This window comes from Bacillus sp. BSL6 (assembly GCF_052928345.1).
In genome coordinates this window covers 247,077-266,026 of record NZ_JAVGCW010000006.1, presented here as the reverse complement: position 1 = coordinate 266,026, position 18,950 = coordinate 247,077, and the positions used below count along the sequence as shown (strand labels likewise).

Annotated in this window: 22 protein-coding genes; 12 read left to right on the top strand and 10 right to left on the bottom strand. The window is 36.7% G+C overall.

The features are described from left to right. Positions 1-9: 9 nt before the first annotated feature. From RCJ96_RS20425 to RCJ96_RS20415, 3 genes are all read right to left on the bottom strand, one after another. Positions 10-303: a DUF3817 domain-containing protein gene (locus RCJ96_RS20425; protein WP_000953389.1), complete on the bottom strand. Its 294-nt coding sequence runs from the start codon at positions 301-303 to the stop codon at positions 10-12. A 209-nt stretch (positions 304-512) separates the two neighbouring features. Further along, entirely contained in the window at positions 513-1,334 is an 822-nt protein-coding gene (locus tag RCJ96_RS20420; protein ID WP_071730699.1) for a Cof-type HAD-IIB family hydrolase, read from the bottom strand. A 172-nt stretch (positions 1,335-1,506) separates the two neighbouring features. Further along, positions 1,507-2,790 (bottom strand): purine/pyrimidine permease, encoded by a 1,284-nt coding sequence (locus RCJ96_RS20415; protein WP_001985179.1) that lies wholly within the window; start codon positions 2,788-2,790, stop codon positions 1,507-1,509. Positions 2,791-2,885: 95 nt separating this feature from the next. Here RCJ96_RS20415 and RCJ96_RS20410 point away from each other — a divergent pair, with 95 nt between their 5' ends. From RCJ96_RS20410 to RCJ96_RS20400, 3 genes are all read left to right on the top strand, one after another. After that, positions 2,886-3,878: a potassium channel family protein gene (locus RCJ96_RS20410; RefSeq protein ID WP_139302789.1), complete on the top strand. Its 993-nt coding sequence runs from the start codon at positions 2,886-2,888 to the stop codon at positions 3,876-3,878. Positions 3,879-3,884: 6 nt separating this feature from the next. Beyond that, positions 3,885-4,169, top strand: a complete 285-nt coding sequence (locus RCJ96_RS20405; RefSeq protein WP_446699838.1) for a YwdI family protein — start codon at positions 3,885-3,887, stop codon at positions 4,167-4,169. Positions 4,170-4,233: 64 nt separating this feature from the next. Continuing rightward, complete coding sequence (locus RCJ96_RS20400) at positions 4,234-4,602, top strand: DUF423 domain-containing protein (protein WP_000688311.1); 369 nt, start codon at positions 4,234-4,236, stop codon at positions 4,600-4,602. A gap of 29 nt (positions 4,603-4,631) precedes the next feature. Here RCJ96_RS20400 and gerQ read toward each other — a convergent pair whose 3' ends face one another. The 4 genes from gerQ to hemQ all read right to left on the bottom strand — a co-directional run bounded on the left by gerQ (position 4,632) and on the right by hemQ (position 7,901). Next, the gene (gerQ, locus tag RCJ96_RS20395) at positions 4,632-5,060 is read right to left on the bottom strand and encodes a spore coat protein GerQ (protein ID WP_074608049.1); all 429 of its coding nucleotides are present in this window, start codon (positions 5,058-5,060) and stop codon (positions 4,632-4,634) included. Between the two features lie 27 nt (positions 5,061-5,087). Further along, entirely contained in the window at positions 5,088-5,510 is a 423-nt protein-coding gene (gene cwlJ, locus RCJ96_RS20390) for a cell wall hydrolase CwlJ (RefSeq protein ID WP_000538159.1), read from the bottom strand. 173 nt (positions 5,511-5,683) lie between these two features. Beyond that, the gene (locus RCJ96_RS20385; RefSeq protein WP_270795508.1) at positions 5,684-6,961 is read right to left on the bottom strand and encodes a serine hydrolase; all 1,278 of its coding nucleotides are present in this window, start codon (positions 6,959-6,961) and stop codon (positions 5,684-5,686) included. A gap of 196 nt (positions 6,962-7,157) precedes the next feature. Continuing rightward, positions 7,158-7,901 (bottom strand): hydrogen peroxide-dependent heme synthase, encoded by a 744-nt coding sequence (gene hemQ / locus RCJ96_RS20380; protein ID WP_001287585.1) that lies wholly within the window; start codon positions 7,899-7,901, stop codon positions 7,158-7,160. Positions 7,902-8,156: 255 nt separating this feature from the next. On the opposite strand from hemQ, the gene pta reads away from it, so the two are divergent. Next, entirely contained in the window at positions 8,157-9,128 is a 972-nt protein-coding gene (gene pta / locus RCJ96_RS20375) for a phosphate acetyltransferase (protein WP_000067214.1), read from the top strand. A gap of 48 nt (positions 9,129-9,176) precedes the next feature. Here pta and RCJ96_RS20370 read toward each other — a convergent pair whose 3' ends face one another. Further along, entirely contained in the window at positions 9,177-10,022 is an 846-nt protein-coding gene (locus tag RCJ96_RS20370; RefSeq protein ID WP_000071956.1) for a lipoate--protein ligase family protein, read from the bottom strand. A 176-nt stretch (positions 10,023-10,198) separates the two neighbouring features. Here RCJ96_RS20370 and RCJ96_RS20365 point away from each other — a divergent pair, with 176 nt between their 5' ends. Beyond that, positions 10,199-10,789, top strand: a complete 591-nt coding sequence (locus RCJ96_RS20365; RefSeq protein ID WP_074608052.1) for a lipoprotein BA_5634 family protein — start codon at positions 10,199-10,201, stop codon at positions 10,787-10,789. 28 nt (positions 10,790-10,817) lie between these two features. On the opposite strand, the gene RCJ96_RS20360 is transcribed toward RCJ96_RS20365, so the two are convergent. After that, positions 10,818-11,510 (bottom strand): RsfA family transcriptional regulator, encoded by a 693-nt coding sequence (locus RCJ96_RS20360; protein WP_000868375.1) that lies wholly within the window; start codon positions 11,508-11,510, stop codon positions 10,818-10,820. A 387-nt stretch (positions 11,511-11,897) separates the two neighbouring features. Here RCJ96_RS20360 and RCJ96_RS20355 point away from each other — a divergent pair, with 387 nt between their 5' ends. From RCJ96_RS20355 to RCJ96_RS20330, 6 genes are all read left to right on the top strand, one after another. Beyond that, positions 11,898-12,122, top strand: coding sequence for a DUF1450 domain-containing protein (locus tag RCJ96_RS20355; RefSeq protein WP_000526077.1), 225 nt, complete (start codon positions 11,898-11,900; stop codon positions 12,120-12,122). 318 nt (positions 12,123-12,440) lie between these two features. Beyond that, the gene (locus RCJ96_RS20350) at positions 12,441-13,496 is read left to right on the top strand and encodes a FecCD family ABC transporter permease (RefSeq protein WP_000388276.1); all 1,056 of its coding nucleotides are present in this window, start codon (positions 12,441-12,443) and stop codon (positions 13,494-13,496) included. Then, positions 13,493-14,509 (top strand): FecCD family ABC transporter permease, encoded by a 1,017-nt coding sequence (locus tag RCJ96_RS20345; RefSeq protein WP_001260776.1) that lies wholly within the window; start codon positions 13,493-13,495, stop codon positions 14,507-14,509. The genes RCJ96_RS20350 and RCJ96_RS20345 overlap by 4 nt, the downstream gene beginning before the upstream one ends. 15 nt (positions 14,510-14,524) lie before the next feature. After that, a complete protein-coding gene (locus RCJ96_RS20340; RefSeq protein WP_000212060.1) occupies positions 14,525-15,337 on the top strand; it encodes an ABC transporter ATP-binding protein in 813 nt (270 codons plus the stop codon). Positions 15,338-15,528: 191 nt separating this feature from the next. Next, positions 15,529-16,473 (top strand): ABC transporter substrate-binding protein, encoded by a 945-nt coding sequence (locus RCJ96_RS20335; RefSeq protein WP_000787743.1) that lies wholly within the window; start codon positions 15,529-15,531, stop codon positions 16,471-16,473. A 146-nt stretch (positions 16,474-16,619) separates the two neighbouring features. After that, complete coding sequence (locus RCJ96_RS20330; protein ID WP_000262739.1) at positions 16,620-17,924, top strand: HD domain-containing protein; 1,305 nt, start codon at positions 16,620-16,622, stop codon at positions 17,922-17,924. A gap of 39 nt (positions 17,925-17,963) precedes the next feature. Here RCJ96_RS20330 and RCJ96_RS20325 read toward each other — a convergent pair whose 3' ends face one another. Continuing rightward, a complete protein-coding gene (locus RCJ96_RS20325; protein WP_001147171.1) occupies positions 17,964-18,149 on the bottom strand; it encodes a 2-hydroxymuconate tautomerase in 186 nt (61 codons plus the stop codon). Between the two features lie 111 nt (positions 18,150-18,260). On the opposite strand from RCJ96_RS20325, the gene RCJ96_RS20320 reads away from it, so the two are divergent. After that, positions 18,261-18,935: a site-2 protease family protein gene (locus RCJ96_RS20320; RefSeq protein ID WP_000372461.1), complete on the top strand. Its 675-nt coding sequence runs from the start codon at positions 18,261-18,263 to the stop codon at positions 18,933-18,935. The last annotated feature ends 15 nt before the right edge of the window (positions 18,936-18,950 follow it).

Here is an 18,950-nt window from a genome sequence, read left to right as displayed (position 1 = left end):
ACCTTTTTATTATTGTTGCTCGTTCTTTAATTTTGCATCCAGTACAAACGTACCAAATGGGATAACTGATGAAACGAATGCCCCAAGTGCCCATGCAATTGACTTACGGTGTACGATTGTTACTTGAATTACTGCGAAGATGAATAGAATAAATAGAACGCCGTGAGCCATGCCTGTAATTTTAACAGCTGTTGCAAATCCTGCGAAATATTTTAATGGCATTGCTACAAATAATAGTAATAGGAAAGAAATCCCCTCAATTAAGCCGATTGCTCTTAATCGTCCGATTGGTGTAGATAACATGAAGTAGCCTCCTTTAACATATGCTTGTTTATAGTAAATTTGTATTCTTTTTCAAAATAAAATAGTCTATTTTGTTTCATTATATACAAAAAGAAAGTTTACACTACGAGAATAGTACAAAGTTCAAAATATAGTCACAAAAGCATGGTAATTTAAATAAAAACCTATTTGAAGTATTTGACTTCAAATAGGTTTTATGGGTGGAAATATTAAACAAGCGCTTCTCTTTTTAGTACGAACTTCTCTACAACTTTTGCAACGCCATCGTTCATATTTGTATCTGTTACATAGTTTGCAATTTCCTTAATATCATCAGGTGCATTGCCCATTGCAACACCAAGACCAGCAAATTCAATCATCGCCTGATCGTTATAGCTATCGCCCATTGCGATAACTTCTTCACGCTTAATGCCAAGCTTTTGGATTAATTGGTTTAAGCTCGTTCCTTTTGTAACACCAGCTTCAGTAAATTCTAAGAAGAATGGTTTAGAACGCATAACGCTTAATTGTCCTTCTAGTTGTTTTTGTAGTTTCTTTTCTACTTCAACAAGGCGTTCAGCTTCTTTATTCATTAATACCTTTACTACAGGCTCTTTAACAGCAGCTTTAAAGTCATCTACTACAACAATTGGCATACCAGTAATATCGCCTTCAATTTCAGTATAAGGATTATTTTCTTCTGTTACGATATCATCACCAATATAAGTATGAATCCATACATCTTCAGTTTTACTAATTTCAAATAAGTTGTGAACGATTTCAGGAGATAGCGTACTACTAAAGATTTCTTCGTTTGTTTTACAGTTAATAATTTTTGCGCCATTAAAAGATAGAATGAAGCTTCCGTATTCTTCTAAACGAAGTTCTTTCGCTACATTGCGCATACCAAATGTTGGACGTCCAGAAGCAAGTACAACTTTTACTCCTTGCTCTTGCGCAGTCATTAGAGCTTCTTTCGTGCGAGGTGAAATAGTATGGTCATCACGTAATAACGTATCATCTAAATCTAAAACAATCATTTTATAAGTCATATTGAAAGTTCCCTTCTTTATTTAAATTACATGTTAATGAAGATGTTAAGGAATAATAGTAAGACATCGAACTTCTTAGGAAAGAAGTGGATAAATTATCATGGGTGTATTGCCCATGATAATTTATCGTAACAACTCTACAGGTAGAGTGCAATAATGGAAGTTTTCCAATTTACGATAGTTGTTTCTCTGTAGAACGAGAAAATAGTATTTCGAGCAGAATTGCCATTACAGATCCAAGAACGAGGCCGTTACTTAAAAATGATGCTAGAAATGGTGGGAGCGTAGAAAATGCTCCTGCTGGGACAAACATAACCCCGACTCCTGTAAAGATGGAAAGACCCGCTACTTTAAATAATCGTTCTTTATTTTGTACTGTGTCGTATTCACGGAAAGCTAGACCAATCATACTTGCAAATACAGGATAGATAGCAGCATAACCAACTGCAACTGGGATTGCTGCAAAGAATGAAGTAATCTTTGGGAATATACTAACGACAATAATAAAGCTTGATCCTAACATAAATGGGAGTCGCTTATAAATATTAGTCGTTGCAATAAAACCTGCTGATCCAGAAATGGCGACAGGCCCAATAGCTGAGAATAGACCGCCTAGTAATTGATTGATCCCTGTTATGATGCCGGCTTGTTTGAAACGATCTGATGCAGCATTTTCTTCATATTTAGAGACAACCTTTTGCACAACACGAATACTTGCTAACATATTTGTTAGAAGTAATAATGTAACGAAAACGACCGTAATGGCCATGTTCCATTCAATGCGAGGCATGCCGAAAACAAATAAAGAGGGCAGACGGATTATGTCTGTCACAGGTGTTATTGGATTAGATAATCCGAAGCATGCGAATAATATCCAGCCGCAAACGATACTGAAAAGAACAGAATATTGTCCGATAATAGGTAGCTTCATAATGAAAAAGGATAGTAAAATAACAATGAGTGAAAGAATAAATACGTCAGCTTGTACTTCTGTATGTTGTCCGTCAAGACCAAACATTCCCTTTAAGAAGGCCCCGCTAAGTTGTGCGACAAGAAGAAATAAATACGTTCCAATGACTGTCGGTGTAAAATAGCGAACTAGTTTATCGATGAGTCCCAAAACGCTAAGAATAATACAAATGATACCACTTAATAGGAAAGCGTACTGAAGGACTTTAAGCGTTTCATTGCTAGATCCAAATAATACGACGCCTAAACTTGCATAAAGGGAGAAAATGCCCCACCAAAGGCCTGCAGGACCTTCTTGAATAGGAAGTTTATGTCCAAATATAGCTTGCAATAAGCCAGCAAAGCCAAGAACAAATAATGTTCTCTGTACGAATGCAATAGCTTCAGCACCATCTAGGCCATAACTAGTTGCGACACTAATTGGTACAATAAGGCTTCCAGCTAAAATAAATAGTGCCCATTGTAAGGCGGAAAGAAATGTCTTCATTATATCAACCTCTTTCATAGATTCCGTATCTAGTATATACGTATTTCATTTCCACTGGCAAAGATTGTAGATAGAGAAAAGAGTTGAAACACGATATGAATGCACGTAAACAATTATGGATAGCAGTTATATGTATGACCTTTGTTGTAATTCTAGGAACATTAGGATTTATGACAATTGAAGAGATTAGTTTATTTCAAGCATTTTGGATGACGATGATTACCGTATTAACGGTTGGATACGGAGACGCCATTCCTGTAACACATGCAGGAAAAGTATTTGCGCTCCTTATCATACCAGTTGGCGTTGGTATTGTTACGTATGCAATTGGTGTAGTGGCAGCTATGATTATTGAAGGGAATTTATTTCATGCAGTACGGAGGAAGAAGATGGATAAACAAATAGCACAGTTACAAAATCATATTATCGTATGTGGTTGCGGTAGAGTAGGGCTACAAGTTGTACATGAATTGCAAGAAAAGAAGATCCCATTTGTCGTCGTGGATAAAGATGAAAGCATATTAGAGAAGGAAAAACTTTTGTATGTACATGGAGATGCAACGGAAGACAAAGTGTTACACCATGCTGGAATTTCAAAGGCAGCTGGTTTAGTTGCCATCGTAGCAAATGATGCTGAAAATGTATTTATTACATTAACAGCAAGAGGATTAAACGATGCAATTAAAATTGTGGCAAGAGCAGAAAAACCAGAAACCGAAGACAAGTTAAAGAGGGCTGGGGCAAATAAGGTGATTAATCCATCTAGTATGGCCGGCATTCATATTGCAAAAGGCATTGCGAATCCGCTAACAGTTCATTATATTGATACAGTACTGTATGGTGTGGAACAATCATTTGTAATTGAAGAAATTGCAGTCGGTGAGGGCTCTATTTTAGCTAATAAATCATTATTAGAGAGTGATGTTAGAAATCAATTTGATGTAACAATTTTAGCGATTTTAAGAAATGGGAATGTTATACATAATCCAACGGGGCAGGAAAAGTTGCAAGAACATGATATGATAATAGTATTTGGTTCAGTAGAGAAGCTGGGACAATTTGAGAAAGAACTACAAAGTACGAGGTGATAAGGAATGCAAATATCAAGCGATAAGATTTTAAATAAAATGGCGAATGAAATTGCAAAGGCAAAAAGTAGTGAAGGACAAAAATCAAAAGAGCATTTATTAGTTGTACGAGCTTTATGCGATTTATTATTAGATGAGCAAGTTGAATCTTCTACGTATAGAGAGCCGCAAATTCAATCACAAATAATGGGATCACAGCCAGTAACGATGCAACCAATCGCACCGGTTTCTGGAGAACCAGTATATATAAAAGAAAGTGATGCAAACGGTAATTCTTTATTTGATTTTTAGAAGATAAATCGTTTGGCTTATATGTAAAAATTGCTTATGATAAAGGTAAAAAAGGGGAATTAAGATGAAAATTTTCTTTTTACTAGGTTGTATTGCAGCGGGGCTATCTGTTGCGTTAGGAGCATTTGGAGCACACGGTTTAGAAAATAAAATTTCTGCAAAAATGTTAGAAGTTTGGAAAACAGGTGTTACATATCAAATGTTCCATGCAGGTGGGCTATTCGTAGTTGCATTATTGATGGATAAGATTCAATCATCACTTTTAACTACTGCTGGTTGGCTTATGGTAGCTGGGATTATTATGTTCTCAGGTAGTCTGTATGCGTTAAGCACAACAGGGATTAAGTTTTTTGGTCCAATTACACCTCTTGGTGGTGTCGCGTTTATCGTGGCATGGATCTTAGTTGGAACTGCAGTTGTAAAAGGGCTATAAAGAACAAAAGCTGGCATATGCCAGCTTTTTTATGGTCTTGGAGCATAAGTTGCTTGTTGACTAGGTAAATATATAATTTCTTCTGGGAATTCTACATAATCTAAGTAAATCATTAATAATAAATAACGTTTCCCTGATTGTGGCTCACTAATTACGATATGATCACGACCAGCCGCTTCGATAATACCCGTATAGGATTGTGTACCGAGTGAACTACCACGCTCATAAGTCATTACAACTGTGGCTTGCTTGCCCTTGTTCAAGCGAAGAATATTTTCAATATATGACTGTTCTAGAGGTAACATGCCTTGAGAAACAGCATATTGAGCTTGCGCAGCTTGTTGTTGCATTGCTTGCTGTTGTTGCTGTTGCTGTGGGGTCATTTGTTGCGGTTGTACGTAAGTTCCAGATGGTTGATAGAAACCTGTTCCGTAATACGGATTTTGTTGCTGTGCCATTCAAAAATCCCTCCTTGTTTTCATTCCTTAATATATGCTAGGGCAATCCCCAGCATTTGGCTGGAAGAAGCAGTGCTTTTTGAAGCGACCAGAGTTTTGCTGGTTATACCAAGTTGGTGGACAAGGGCCTTCCGGTCTAAAAAACCATAAGGCAAAGTTGGCAGGCCAAAAGCGTTGTCCTTGAATTGTTCGTCTTGCTAATGCGATATCTTGTTCTCTTGCGCGTTGATAAAAATATCCCTTTTGAGTTGCCTCAAAACCGCCAGGATTTTGATAAACCATTTGCCGCAAATTACGTATTTTTTTAAAATCTAAACAATTTCCGCGGACACGATTTACCCCAACATTCCCAACCATTAACATCCCCTGTTGTCCTTCTCCTTCAGCTTCAGCACGCATAAGTCTAGCTAATAACTTTACATCTTCTTCGTTATATGCGATAACGCCCATTATGTGTCACCTCTCTTTTTGGAATACCTTGTGGAAAGAGGTTTATCTCTAGATGAAGTGTGTAACAATTACTAGTTCATACGTATGAGGAAAAGGGCTCAGATATGACAACCAAACGAAGTTTTACATTGGGAGTGGAAAATAAAAAAAGCTAGCGTGAGCCAGCTTTTTTATTAAAAAACTTTAGACCATAAGTTTGAGAAGAAATCACCGATAGAGCGAATTGTTAGCACAAACCAATTTGCTTTTTCAACTTCTTCTGTCGTTTTTGCAGTAACTTTCATACTTTTACTACCGTCTAAGAAACCATATTTATCAGTTGATTCTAAAGTAATCGAACCTACTTTGGCATTCTTCTTAATAGGAGCAACTAAATGACCATCTTCAGCAAGAGATTTATCAACTTCAGTCCCAATTTTATAAGGATTTTTGCTACCTTTCTTCGCAATTACGGTTATTTCTTTTTCCGGTGCAACAGTTACTTGATCTTCTTTCCCTTGTACGACAGAGAGTGTATTGTTTTTATCGACCTTTAGTTTTTGTTTTTCGAAGTTATTAAACCCGTATTCGATTAACTCACGAGATTCTGTGAAGCGCTCGTCCATTGATTTTGTTTTAATAATAACCGAAATAAGACGTACATCACCACGTTTAGCAGTAATAGTAAATCCGTATCCAGCTGTATCAGAACTTCCGGTTTTTAAACCATCAGTACCTTCATAAGCGAAAGCAGCTCCTGGTAACATCCAGTTCCAGTTTTCCATACGAATTGGTTTCGGATGATTATCTGGGAAGTTTCTAAATCTTTGTTTTGTATCCTCTAGCATTTCTGGATACTTTGTAATCATTGCTTTTGAAAGTATACCCATATCGCGAGCTGACATAGAGTTTTCTGTATTTGGATCAGTACCCTCAGGATGTTTTCCTTTTAAGTCAGCGTTATTTAAACCAGTAGCGTTTACAAATTTATATTTCTTTAACCCTAGTTTTTTTGCATGTTCATTTGCAAGATTTAAGAAGTTTTTCTCACTTCCTGCAAGAAGTTCTGCTAAGGCAATACTAGAACCGTTTGCAGAGAAGATAACGATAGAATGATATAGTTCTCTTACAGTATATTGACGTCCTTTTTCGAACGGCACGTTAGAGAATTCATTATTACGTGAAACTTCATAAGCGTAATCGGAAATATTTACCTTTGTATCCCAAGTGATTTTTCCTTCTTTAATTGCTTCTAACACGGCATAAACAACAATTAATTTTGACATACTAGCGATAGCTAGTAATTCATCTGGATTTTGTTCATGCAGTATTTTTCCTGTATCTGCATCAAATAGAAGTGCAGCAGCTGCCTCAATGTGTATTTTTCCTTCCGCATGGGATGTTGTTACTCCTAAGGAAGAAATTGACAATAGAAACGCTAGTAAAATAGAAAAGATTTTCTTCATATACATTATCACCTTCGCATCGTTATTAGCATATAGCTCGTACCATTTTAGCATAAATTTGGATATAGAAAGGTTACAATTTTGTAAGGTATTTAGAAGGGATTTGTCGATTTTTGTTCAAATTTGCGGAAAAAAGAAGTTTTTTGAGGAGAAATATAGAGGGGAATAAAAAAAGGAACGAATTTCGTTCCTTTTTCACGGTTTATATGTGTAAAAATTTCTCTACCTTTTCGTCTGGTAAAATGTTTCCAACGAAAAATGTTCCGAATTCACCATAACGAGCACTTACTTCATCGAAGCGCATTTCATATATAAGTTTTTTAAATTGAAGAACATCGTCAGCGAATAATGTTACGCCCCACTCAAAATCGTCGAATCCAACAGATCCTGAAATAACTTGGCGTACTTTACCTGCATACTGGCGACCAATTTTACTATGACTGTACATCATTTTCTTACGTTCCTCCATCGGAAGCATGTACCAGTTGTCATCACCTTGGCGACGCTTGTCCATTGGATAGAAGCAAATATGATTTGCTTTCGGTAACTCAGGATATAAGCGAGCTAAGATTTGTGGATTTTGGTATGGATCTTCATCAGCTGGAAGGTAGTTGCTTAGTTCAACAACAGATACGTAAGAGTATGCAGGAACCATATATTCAGCTAAAGTTGTTTTATTCAATTCTGTCTCAATTTCATTTAACTCTTCCATTGTTGGACGTAAAATCATAAGCATAATATCAGCTTTTTGGCCAACAACTGTATACATTGCGTGACTGCCCTTTTTTGCAGCAGCTACGTCGTTCCATTTTTCAACGACATTTAAAAATTCAGACACAGCTTGTCCGCGTTCGTCGCTAGATAATGTTTTCCATGCAGCCCAATCAATAGAACGTAAATCATGTAAACAATACCAGCCATCTAACGTTGTTGTTGCTTCACTCATTCTATTCACCTCAGTTAATGATAGTTTTACACGTTAACTATAGCATATATAGTTTTAAAATCATCTATATAAAACCTTGGCGCATAAAATTGTCACATTTAAGTGTTTAAGCAAGGTGAATTTAACGGCTGAATTTTATGAAAATATAATCATTTTTATTTTATCTATTTTTTGGGAGCTATAAGTTTAAAATATAGAGGAAAAGAAGTATTCTTAAAGATAGAGTTTTTTTAACATATGTAGGAGGGTTTATTCGTGAGCAACTTATTTACAACAGTAAAAGAAAAAGTTCAAGGAAAAGGCATTTCTATCGTACTTCCTGAAGGAACTGATGAAAGAATTTTAGGCGCTGCAGAGCGTTTAGCAAAAGAAGAGTTAGTAAAACCAATCTTAGTTGGTAATAAAGAAGAAATTAGCGCAAAAGCTGCTAGCATGAATTTAACATTAGCAGGCGTTGATATTTACGATCCAGCTACATACGAAGAAATGGATGCAATGGTAGCATCTTTCGTTGAACGCCGTAAAGGTAAAGCAACTGAAGAAGACGCTCGCAAAATCCTTAAAGACGAAAACTACTTCGGTACAATGCTTGTATACATGGGTAAAGCACACGGTTTAGTAAGTGGTGCAGCTCACTCTACAGCTGATACAGTTCGTCCAGCACTTCAAATCATTAAAACAAAACCAGGCGTTACAAAAACTTCTGGCGTATTCATCATGGTACGTGAAGAAGAGAAATATGTATTCGCTGATTGTGCAATTAACATTGCACCAAATAGCCAAGATTTAGCTGAAATTGGTATCGAAAGTGCGAAAACTGCTGAACTATTCGGCATTGATCCACGCGTTGCTATGTTAAGCTTCTCTACAAAAGGTTCTGCGAAATCTCCAGAAACAGAAAAAGTTGTAGAAGCAACTCGCATTGCAAAAGAAATGGCTCCAGAATTAGCTCTAGATGGAGAATTCCAATTCGATGCTGCATTCGTACCATCTGTAGCTGAGAAAAAAGCTCCAGGTTCTACAATTAAAGGTGATGCTAACGTATTCGTATTCCCAAGCTTAGAAGCTGGTAATATCGGCTACAAAATCGCTCAACGTTTAGGTAACTTCGAAGCAGTAGGACCAATCTTACAAGGTTTAAACATGCCTGTAAACGACCTATCTCGTGGATGTAACGAAGAAGAAGTGTACAAGTTAGCTTTAATTACAGCAGCTCAAGCACTTTAATTCTATAACGAATTGAAATAAAGACCGTCGCTAAAATAGCGACGGTCTTTATTTTTCTAAGCCAAGTGCTTTATTGTTACGATCAATAATACGTTGTAAATTCGTCTCATATAAAGGTATTTCATCTATTGTTAATTGAGATGGTGTTAACTTTGGAGCGAATTGTTGCAATGTTTTTAAAAGGCGCATCATTAAATCTTGTACTGTAATGGTTTCGCCAAGTAATTCTGAAAGTGAAGCCATCGTACTCGGTACAATTTCAGGATAAGTAAAGCGTGTTTCTTCTCCTTGAATGGCTAGGTTGTAGAAATCACGAACGAGTGCGGCACGTTCAGAGCCACTTCCTGTAGCACAGAGATAAATTTGGACAGCGACACCACCGCGAATACGGCGCTGTGAAATACCAGCAAATTTTTGATCGCGAATACTTAAATCGTAGCTACCAGGGCAGTAAGAACCAACGATTTCTTTTGCCTCAATTGTAACATCGTAATCCTTTAACATTTCCTGAATTAAATGCCACATTGTATCGTATCCAAGATCAATATCGATACCTTTTTCCGTCTCTTGGAATAAAAGCGATACGTTTAACACACCTTCATCAAGTACGACTGCAAGTCCGCCAGAATTACGAACGATAACATTGAAGTTGTTTTCTTTTAAAAAGGAAATACCTTCTTCCAAGTGCGGTAGGCGTGAATCTTGAATGCCAAGAACAATTGTATTGTGATGAACCCAAGAACGCATTGTTGCAGCTGATTGACCATTTCCGATACTCGTGCATAATGTGTCGTCCATTGCGAATGACTGCAATGCATGGAATGTTGGTCCCAAACTAGACTGATCTACAATACGCCACTCTGGCTGAGATAAAATGGAACGGGAATTGCTCATATAACTAACCCCTTATCTTTAAAATGACAATCTCTATTATAGCAAAAAATAATGAAAGTAGTTTTTAAGAGAAAATCTTACTGAATTGTAAGGTTGTTGTAAGGAAAGTGAATTGGTTAAATGATCTAAGATGGCTAAACTAAGAGATGTAATTATTGATTTTAGGAGGCATACAAATGAAAAATGTTAAATTAGGAATCGTAGCGATTATGTCAGCTGCTGTATTTAGTGGCTGTTCTATTATGGATATGATTGCACCACAAGCAACGGGTGTTGTTATGTACGGAGATGAAACAGGCGTTCAACAAACAATGGATCAATATAAAGATAAAATTGAATCTCAAAATAAATTTGAAGCTAAACTAGGTACTGTTAATGGGAAAAAGGTTTTAATCATGAATAAAACAACGGCTGAGAAGATAGTAAAGGAAAACATGCTGAAAAAAGTAGTGAAAGAAGATGTAGAACCTATTAAAGCATTGCCGGCTATTTCTGATGAAGCTGGAATTGTATTTGCTAAAGAGGAACAAAAAGATGTAGTAATTGATGGAAAGAAAATGAAGTACGAAGGCAATGTAGTAATTGGTGATGCGCGTAAATATACAGATATGTATGCAGTTGTTAGTGATGCAGAATATGCAAAAATAAGTGAACCGGTAAAAACAATTGGTTTAGCATCCTTTAAAGAGAATCCAAAGGAAAAGATTTTTCCAGATATAAAGAGGGATTCTAAAGTAGAAGAAGCACATATGGTTGAAGTGAAATAACAAAAAGGATGCATGTAATGCATCCTTTTTACTCTGCAATTTTTTCTAAATTACCGTTTCGATCCATTCGGAAAGATGTTTGAGAACGTTCTTCTTCATCCATGACTGCCAGCTTACGAGCGCGGTTCATAATGTTCATAAGTGTTTCGTAATCTTCTTGTACAGTATGAGATTGTTTTTCTAATTTTTCCAGTTTCTTTTCTAGTTCTTCATTTCGAAGGATTTGTGATTTAATTTCTTGTTTCAATCTCGTATTCTCGTTTTCAAGAGCTGTCACTTTTATATTTGAAGATCCGACTGTTTGTAAAAAATAAATAACATCTTGCATTGTCATAGAGCCTTTTGCAGTAGGAACGGTAGTTTCTTGATATGGAGTAGCTTCTTTATATTGTACAATTGATTCCTCTTGTACGAACTCTTCATAATTAGTTATCGAATCTGAAGCTGGTGGTGTATAAAGTAAACGTTTTTTCGCTTGTTCACCACTTGCAGCACGCATTTTATCTTTACGATGTTTTTTTGCTAGTTGAAGAGCTTGTTCATAGCTATAGCGAACAACAGCATTCCAACGGAAACCACAGGCAGCCGATGTACGATTTAATCTGTCTCCTACTTCTTCAAATGCATTTAATTGGGTACTTCCTTCTCGAACGTGACGAAGTACAGTTTCAGCAAGTAATAAATCATCCTCATCCGTCCAAGCATCTTGTCTTACTTTCATAGATTCAACTCCCTTTCTTTTTATGAACTTCCTATTTTTATAATGGGCAAAAAAGTGAGCTTTTATACAAAGCTTTTAAAAATATGGTAGATTTCGATGAGAGGTATAAAGTGAAACTTTCATCAGTGGGGAGGTTCTTCATCCCCTACCTAACTTCTTTGCTTTCGCTGAATTTTAAGGTAGGGATCTTATTGCCCATTAAAGCGGGATAAATTTTGCCAAGAATGACGGAAGCTGCTGTAGGAAAACATATAAATATGTAGCATTATATGAGGAAAGAGCGTCGAAAGGAAACTTGCAACGAGCTTCAAAGAGCGGTAAAATACCATTTAGTGTTTATTTTTAAATGTACTTGAGAAAAGTTTAAAATAGAGGAAGTGTTATATAATGGGAAACGAATTTCGTGTGTGTGATGATTGTCAGGCAACGAACGTTAAAACGCTGATTCCAAAGCTAAAAAAAGTAGATTCATGTGCAACGATTGAAGTTGGATGTCAGTCTTACTGTGGCCCTGGCCGTAAAAAATCATTCGCATTTGTAAATAATCGTCCAGTTGCAGCGCCAACAGAAGACGAATTAATTGTAAAAATTGAGGCGAAGTTAAATAAGTAAGGAAAAGAAGAGTGAACAGATTACTCTTCTTTTTTTATGCCCATAAGAGGAAGAATCTATTCTGAGAAAGCTTAACTGGTGATGATAATAGTTCATGACAGATAGGCATTATCTATTTATTAAGGTCTTGGCCTATATGAATTTGTATTTCAAAATAATGGTTGACAGTCTTTTGAAGCGATAGGTAGAATAGAAGGTGTCTGATTCTGAGAATCATTATCAGAAAAGGGCCGATTCATTTAATTTTTTTATTGCTATTTGAGAATAAATTTCATTTCATTAAATTAAACATATGTTGTTGGTTAGGATGGTTGAGGGATGGAAGCGAGCGCAAGGAGTATAGAACAGCAAGATGTGAATGTTAAAGAGATTAAGAGCAGGCCGCTCATTGCTTCTATTATTTTAGTAGCAGGTACAATTTTGTTAGCTTTAAGCATGGCACTGTCTATTTCGTTTGGTGCTGCAGATATTAGTTTAAAGACTGTATGGCAAGCTGTATTTCAGTTTGACGGTTCTATTACGCATCATAATGTAATTCAAGAACTTCGCATGCCTAGAGCAATAGGGGGCGTAGTAGCAGGTGCCTTTTTAGCGGTATCAGGAGCAATTATGCAAGGTATGACGCGAAATCCACTAGCATCACCATCGTTAATGGGGATTACAGATGGGGCTGTATTTGGAATTGCAATTATGTATGCATTCTTCCCTAATTCACCTTATTTAATGTTCGTTATCGCATCTTTTATTGGTGCTGCGTTTGGAGCGAGCATTGTATATGGAATTGGATCTTCTTCACCAGGTGGATTAACGCCTGTGAAATTAGCTTTAGCGGGTGCCGCGATTAGTGCTTTATTAGGGGCCATTTCATCTGGAATTGCGCTATATTTCAATCTTGCCCAAGAGGTAAGTATGTGGAATGCAGGCGGAGTTGCTGGAGTGAAATGGGAAAGTATTAATATGTTAGTACCGATTGGCCTAGTTTGTCTCTTCATTGCAATTATGATGTCGAGGTATATTACAATTTTAAGCTTCGGTGAAGAAATTGCGATTGGACTTGGTCAAAATACGACATTAATTAAATTTATCGGGACAGTACTTGTTCTTGTGTTAACAGGTTCGGCAGTTTCTATGGCAGGATCGGTTGGATTTGTTGGTCTTGTCATCCCACATATGACTCGTTTCCTTGTAGGCTCAGACTATAGATGGGTTATTCCATGTTCTGCGGTCTTAGGCGGGCTGTTAATTGAATGTGCAGATATGTTATCTCGCGTTATTAATCCGCCGTTTGAAACGCCAATTGGAGCAATTACAGCGCTAATTGGGGTTCCATTCTTCCTCTACTTAGCACGTAACGAAGGGAGAGGAAAAATGTGAGGACAAGTGTCTTAACAAAAAAGAACGTTTCGGTTTTAACAATTTTAGTAGGATTAATCGTTACTGTATTTTTAGTGAGTTTAAATACCGGGACATTTAAAATACCGCCAATGGACGTATTAAAGTCATTGGTTGGACTCGGGGCTGAAGATCAGTCTGTTATTTTATTTGAATTCCGTATGCCGCGTATGGTCATTGCTATATTAGTTGGATCTGCTTTAGCTATGTCAGGTGCGATCTTGCAAGGGTTATCACGAAATCCACTTGCTGATCCAGGTATTATCGGTATTAACGCTGGAGCGGGATTAACAGTTGTTATCTTTGTCTACTTTTTCTTCGGGAAAGTAGGAACTGGTACATTTTTATCTGTATTCATCCTTCCGTTCTTCGCACTAGTTGGAGCGATATTAGCAGCTGTTATTATTTATTTACTAGCATGGAAAGACGGCGTTTCATCGACTCGATTGATACTTGTGGGTATCGCTGTTGCAGCTGGGTTTGGTGCTGTTAGTTTAATTTTTTCTATGAAGATGACATCTAACGATTTCCGCTTTGCTACGATTTGGTTAGCAGGAAGTCTTTGGGGCACAGATTGGAAGTTCGTGCTAAGTGTCCTTCCATGGATGGTTATTTTCTTGCCACTAGCTATTAGTAAAGCACACATACTAAATGTAATGAACCTAGGCGACTCTACAGCAGTTGGTCTTGGTGTAAACGTAGAAAAGGAAAGACGTAAATTATTATTTATTGCAGTTTGTTTAGCAGGTGCATCTGTCGCTGTTGCCGGAGGAATTGGTTTTATCGGTTTAATGGCTCCCCATTTAGCGAGGCGCCTTGTTGGTGGGAAACATCAAATTATGCTGCCTACAGCTGCACTAATAGGAACGTTTTTACTTTTATTCGCAGACGTAATTTCAAGAAGTGTGTTACCAACTTCAGAAATACCGGTCGGTCTTGTTATTTCTGTAATTGGTGCACCGTATTTTATATACTTACTTATGAGGACAAAGTAAAGGGAGGCTTTTTGTATGGCAACTTTAGCAGTTGATGCGGTATCTGTTGGCTATAATGAAGGGTTAATTATTGATGGATTAACAGTTGAAATTCCGGAAGGGAAAATTACAACAATTATTGGACCAAATGGTTGTGGAAAGTCCACATTATTAAAAACGGCTTCTCGTATTTTGAAAGCGAAAAAGGGTACTGTTTATCTTGACGGAAAAGCAATCGAGAAACAACCAACGAAAGAAATCGCAAAGAAAATGGCAATTTTACCACAGACTGCAGAAGTACCAACTGGCCTTACTGTATTTGAACTCGTTTCATATGGACGCTTTCCTCATCAAAAAGGATTTGGAACGTTGAAAGAAGAGGATTATCGCTACATTCATTGGGCACTTGAAGTGACGGGAATGACAGAATTCGCAAATCGTCCAGCAGAGGCATTATCAGGTGGGCAACGTCAACGCGTATGGATTGCGATGGCTCTTGCACAAGGGACAGAATTACTCGTATTAGATGAACCGACAACGTACTTAGATATGGCTCATCAATTAGAAGTATTAAACTTATTGAAAAAGTTAAATGAAGAAGAAGGTAGAACGATTGTTATGGTTATCCATGACTTAAACCATGCTTCTCGTTTCTCAGATCATATGATTGCATTAAAAGCTGGTAAGTTAATGAAACAAGGAACGCCAGATGAAGTGATGACGAGTGAAACACTTCGTAATGTATTTGAGATTGAAGCTCAAATTGTTCCATGTCCAGTAAACTGTAAGCCAATTTGTTTAACGTATGATTTAGCGATGATTAGTAATCAATTGCGTAAAAAAGCATAAGTAGAATCCCCCTCGTAAAGAGGGGGGCTTCTAATGGACGTTGAGCTTCTTATTAGTAAATAGGAAGTTGAACACCCGTTAGAACGGGGGCATAAGCAACAATTAATCAATATATATTTATTAATTGTTAACCTTGTTTCTTATAGTTCACTGTAACTTATAAGAGAAATACAGCTAGAAGGAGTGGGAACATGAAGAATTTTAAAATGGCGTTATTAGCAATGGTACTAGTCGTTACTTCTGTACTATTTGCAGCTTGTTCTAACAAAGAAGAAAAGAAAGCAGATGCGAAGGATGCGAAGACTGAAGAGCGCACTGTACAACATGCAAAAGGGGAAATTAAAATCCCTGCAAATCCCAAGAAAATTGCTGACCTTAGTGGTTCAACAGAAGAATTATTAATCTTTGGTATGAAACCAATTATTACTGCTAATACATCTCAAGAAAAAATTGATGCACATATTGAAAAGAAATTAAAAGACGTAAAACCAGTTGGTTCTGCTTGGGGAGATAAAATTAACATCGAAGCAGTAGCTGCTGCAAAACCAGACTTAATTCTTGTAAATAATCGTCAAGAAAAGATTTATGATCAATTATCTAAAATTGCACCAACAGTTATGTTAAAAACTCCATTAGACCAATGGCGTCCAAAATTCGAAGAAGTAGGTCAAATCTTCGGTAAAGAGAAAGAAACAAAAGAATGGTTCAAACAGTATGACGAAAAAGCAAGCAAATTACATGACAAAATCGTTGCGAAAACTGGCGATGCTAAATTCATGAAAATGGCTGCATATCCAAACGCTTTCCGTGTATACGGTGACTACGGTTACGGTAGTGTAATCTTTAATGATTTAAAATTACCAGCAGTTAAAGGTACACCAACTGATAAACCGTTAGTACAAGTACAAAAAGAAGCTTTAATCGATTACAACCCAGATTACTTATTCGTATTTACGACTGGTGACGGTTCTCAGCGCCTAAAAGAATTCCAAGAAGAATCAATTTGGAAAAATATGAACGCTGTTAAAAACAACCACGTATTTACAATTAAAAACGAAGAATTAAACAAAGGTTACTTCCCACTAGGTAAAGAAATGATCCTAGATGAAGTTGCTGAGTTCGTTTTAGGGAAATAATATATAAAAAGAGGTCACTTTTACTCCGGTAAAAGTGATTTTTTCTTTATATAAGGGCAATTAATATAGTCTTTCATTTCTTTCTGTTTCCTATTTCGTTTATAATATATAGTAAGAATGCAGTAAAGAAAGGGGGATGTCGGAAAGTGGTATATTTAAACGACAAACTCAGCGAAACAAAAGTGTTTAAAGACCCGGTACATAAATATGTGCACGTGCGCGATCGTGTTATTTGGGATTTAATCGGAACGAAAGAATTTCAACGCTTGCGCCGTATTAAGCAGCTTGGAACGACATTTTTTACATTTCACGGTGCAGAGCATAGTCGCTTTACTCATTCGTTAGGTGTATATGAAATTATTCGTCGTATGATTGATGATGTGTTTGATGGCAGACCGAACTGGAATGCTGAAGATAGATTATTATGCTTATGTGCGGCATTACTTCATGATGTCGGTCACGGCCCATTTTCTCATTCGTTTGAGAAAGTATTTTCATTAGATCATGAGAAATTTACGCAAAAGATTATCGTTGGAGATACAGAAATTAATCGCGTATTAAGTCGTGTGGATAAAGACTTTCCGCAAAAGGTAGCGGATGTAATCGCAAAAACATCTACTAATAAATTAGCGATTAGCATGATTTCCAGTCAAATTGATGCAGATCGCATGGACTATTTATTAAGAGATGCGTATTTCACTGGCGTAAAGTATGGAAACTTTGATATGGAACGTATACTGCGCGTTATGCGTCCGTACGGAAATCAAGTAGTTATTAAAAATAGTGGTATGCATGCTGTTGAACATTATATTATGAGTCGTTATCAAATGTACTGGCAAGTATATTTCCATCCAGTAACACGCAGTGCTGAAGTTATTTTAACGAAGATTTTACACCGTGCAAAATCATTGCACGAGAAGTACTATACATTTAAAAATCATCCGGTTCATTTCTATTCTTTATTTGAAGAAGAAGTAACAGTAGAGGATTATTTAAAGTTAGACGAGAACGTTATGTATTATTACTTCCAAGTATGGCAAGACGAAGAGGATCCAATTTTAAGTGATTTATGCCGTCGTTTTATGAATCGAAACCTATTTAAATATGTAGAGTTTACAGATAAGCACGGTTTAGATAATTGGATGGAATTAAGTAGCTTATTCAAAAAGATTGGACTTGATCCCGAATATTATTTAGTAGTTGATTCAACATCAGATTTACCGTACGACTTTTACCGTGCTGGTGAAGAAGAGGAACGTTTGCCAATCTTACTTCTTATGCCAAATGGGGAGCTTAGAGAGCTTTCACGTGAATCGGATATTGTTGAGGCGATTACTGGTAAGAAGAGAAGGGATCAAAAATTATTCTATCCACATGATTTAATCTATGAAGATGGAAGAAAAGGAAAATATAAAGAGAGAATCATCGAGTTACTCGAAGGAAAAAAATAAGAAGCAGCTAAAAGCTGCTTCTTATGAAAGAACTTGAAATTATTTGTCGCTTAAGCGTTTTCCGCCAACTGCATAATGGTTTTTAGACATTTCTTCGATGAAAACAACGATGTTTTCTTCAGGAGCACCAGTTGTTTCGCTTACTGCTGCTGTTACTTTCTCAGCAAGAGCTTTCTTTTGTTCCTCTGTGCGTCCTTCTAGCATTTTCACTGTTACGTATGGCATATATAATCGCTCCTTTTATGTAAGTTACACTCTTATTATAGCGGATTATGGGGAAGAACAATCAAAAAACAAATAATTTCTTTTTTTGACATATTGAAGAGGAGATGAAGCATGGATCAGTTATTTAGATACCCGTTGCACCAAATTCCTTTGGTAGCAATGGCCATTATTATTGCGTTATCTGTGCATGAATTTGCGCATGCATATGTTGCATATAAATTTGGAGACGATACAGCAAAGCGGCAAGGTCGCTTAACTTTATCACCGATGGCACACTTAGATCCTATCGGGATGATTGCTGTATTAATTCTTGGTTTTGGTTGGGCGAGACCAGTTCCTGTTAACCCATATAACTTTAAAAGACCTCGTCTTGCAGGTATATTAGTTTCAATTGCAGGACCGATTAGTAACTTAATTTTAAGCGCAATCGGTTTAATTATTTGGTATAGCTTATTAACATTTGGTGTATTAGACTCAATTCCATTTGCAGTAGCAGATACGCTAGCTCAATTTTTCCAGATTTTTATTATGTTGAATATCGTTTTACTTGTCTTTAACTTATTACCAATCCCGCCACTTGATGGATATCGCGTAGTGGAGGATTTAGCACCAACAAATATTCGTGCAAAAATGACACAGTATGAAAAATACGGGGCAATTGCGTTATTAATTCTTGTTATTACACCGCTTAGCAATTACACAATCCAACCTATTTTTAATGTTGTCATTCCATACGTATTTGCATTTTTAAACAGTATTATTGCGCCTATTTTTGGCCTTTTATAATCATTAAGTGAGGAG

Excerpts from the sequence above, each read along its gene's own strand:
- RCJ96_RS20335 (WP_000787743.1), top strand. The coding sequence starts at position 15,529 with ATGAAGAATTTTAAAATGGCGTTATTAGCAATGGTACTAGTCGTTACT.
- hemQ (WP_001287585.1), bottom strand. The coding sequence starts at position 7,901 with ATGAGTGAAGCAACAACAACGTTAGATGGCTGGTATTGTTTACATGAT.
- RCJ96_RS20340 (WP_000212060.1), top strand. The coding sequence starts at position 14,525 with ATGGCAACTTTAGCAGTTGATGCGGTATCTGTTGGCTATAATGAAGGG.
- RCJ96_RS20405 (WP_446699838.1), top strand. The coding sequence starts at position 3,885 with ATGCAAATATCAAGCGATAAGATTTTAAATAAAATGGCGAATGAAATT.
- RCJ96_RS20400 (WP_000688311.1), top strand. The coding sequence starts at position 4,234 with ATGAAAATTTTCTTTTTACTAGGTTGTATTGCAGCGGGGCTATCTGTT.
- RCJ96_RS20410 (WP_139302789.1), top strand. The coding sequence starts at position 2,886 with ATGAATGCACGTAAACAATTATGGATAGCAGTTATATGTATGACCTTT.
- RCJ96_RS20320 (WP_000372461.1), top strand. The coding sequence starts at position 18,261 with ATGGATCAGTTATTTAGATACCCGTTGCACCAAATTCCTTTGGTAGCA.
- RCJ96_RS20350 (WP_000388276.1), top strand. The coding sequence starts at position 12,441 with ATGGAAGCGAGCGCAAGGAGTATAGAACAGCAAGATGTGAATGTTAAA.
- RCJ96_RS20425 (WP_000953389.1), bottom strand. The coding sequence starts at position 303 with ATGTTATCTACACCAATCGGACGATTAAGAGCAATCGGCTTAATTGAG.
- RCJ96_RS20360 (WP_000868375.1), bottom strand. The coding sequence starts at position 11,510 with ATGAAAGTAAGACAAGATGCTTGGACGGATGAGGATGATTTATTACTT.
- RCJ96_RS20355 (WP_000526077.1), top strand. The coding sequence starts at position 11,898 with ATGGGAAACGAATTTCGTGTGTGTGATGATTGTCAGGCAACGAACGTT.
- RCJ96_RS20365 (WP_074608052.1), top strand. The coding sequence starts at position 10,199 with ATGAAAAATGTTAAATTAGGAATCGTAGCGATTATGTCAGCTGCTGTA.
- gerQ (WP_074608049.1), bottom strand. The coding sequence starts at position 5,060 with ATGGCACAGCAACAAAATCCGTATTACGGAACAGGTTTCTATCAACCA.
- RCJ96_RS20370 (WP_000071956.1), bottom strand. The coding sequence starts at position 10,022 with ATGAGCAATTCCCGTTCCATTTTATCTCAGCCAGAGTGGCGTATTGTA.
- cwlJ (WP_000538159.1), bottom strand. The coding sequence starts at position 5,510 with ATGGGCGTTATCGCATATAACGAAGAAGATGTAAAGTTATTAGCTAGA.
- RCJ96_RS20385 (WP_270795508.1), bottom strand. The coding sequence starts at position 6,961 with ATGTATATGAAGAAAATCTTTTCTATTTTACTAGCGTTTCTATTGTCA.
- RCJ96_RS20420 (WP_071730699.1), bottom strand. The coding sequence starts at position 1,334 with ATGACTTATAAAATGATTGTTTTAGATTTAGATGATACGTTATTACGT.
- RCJ96_RS20415 (WP_001985179.1), bottom strand. The coding sequence starts at position 2,790 with ATGAAGACATTTCTTTCCGCCTTACAATGGGCACTATTTATTTTAGCT.
- RCJ96_RS20325 (WP_001147171.1), bottom strand. The coding sequence starts at position 18,149 with ATGCCATACGTAACAGTGAAAATGCTAGAAGGACGCACAGAGGAACAA.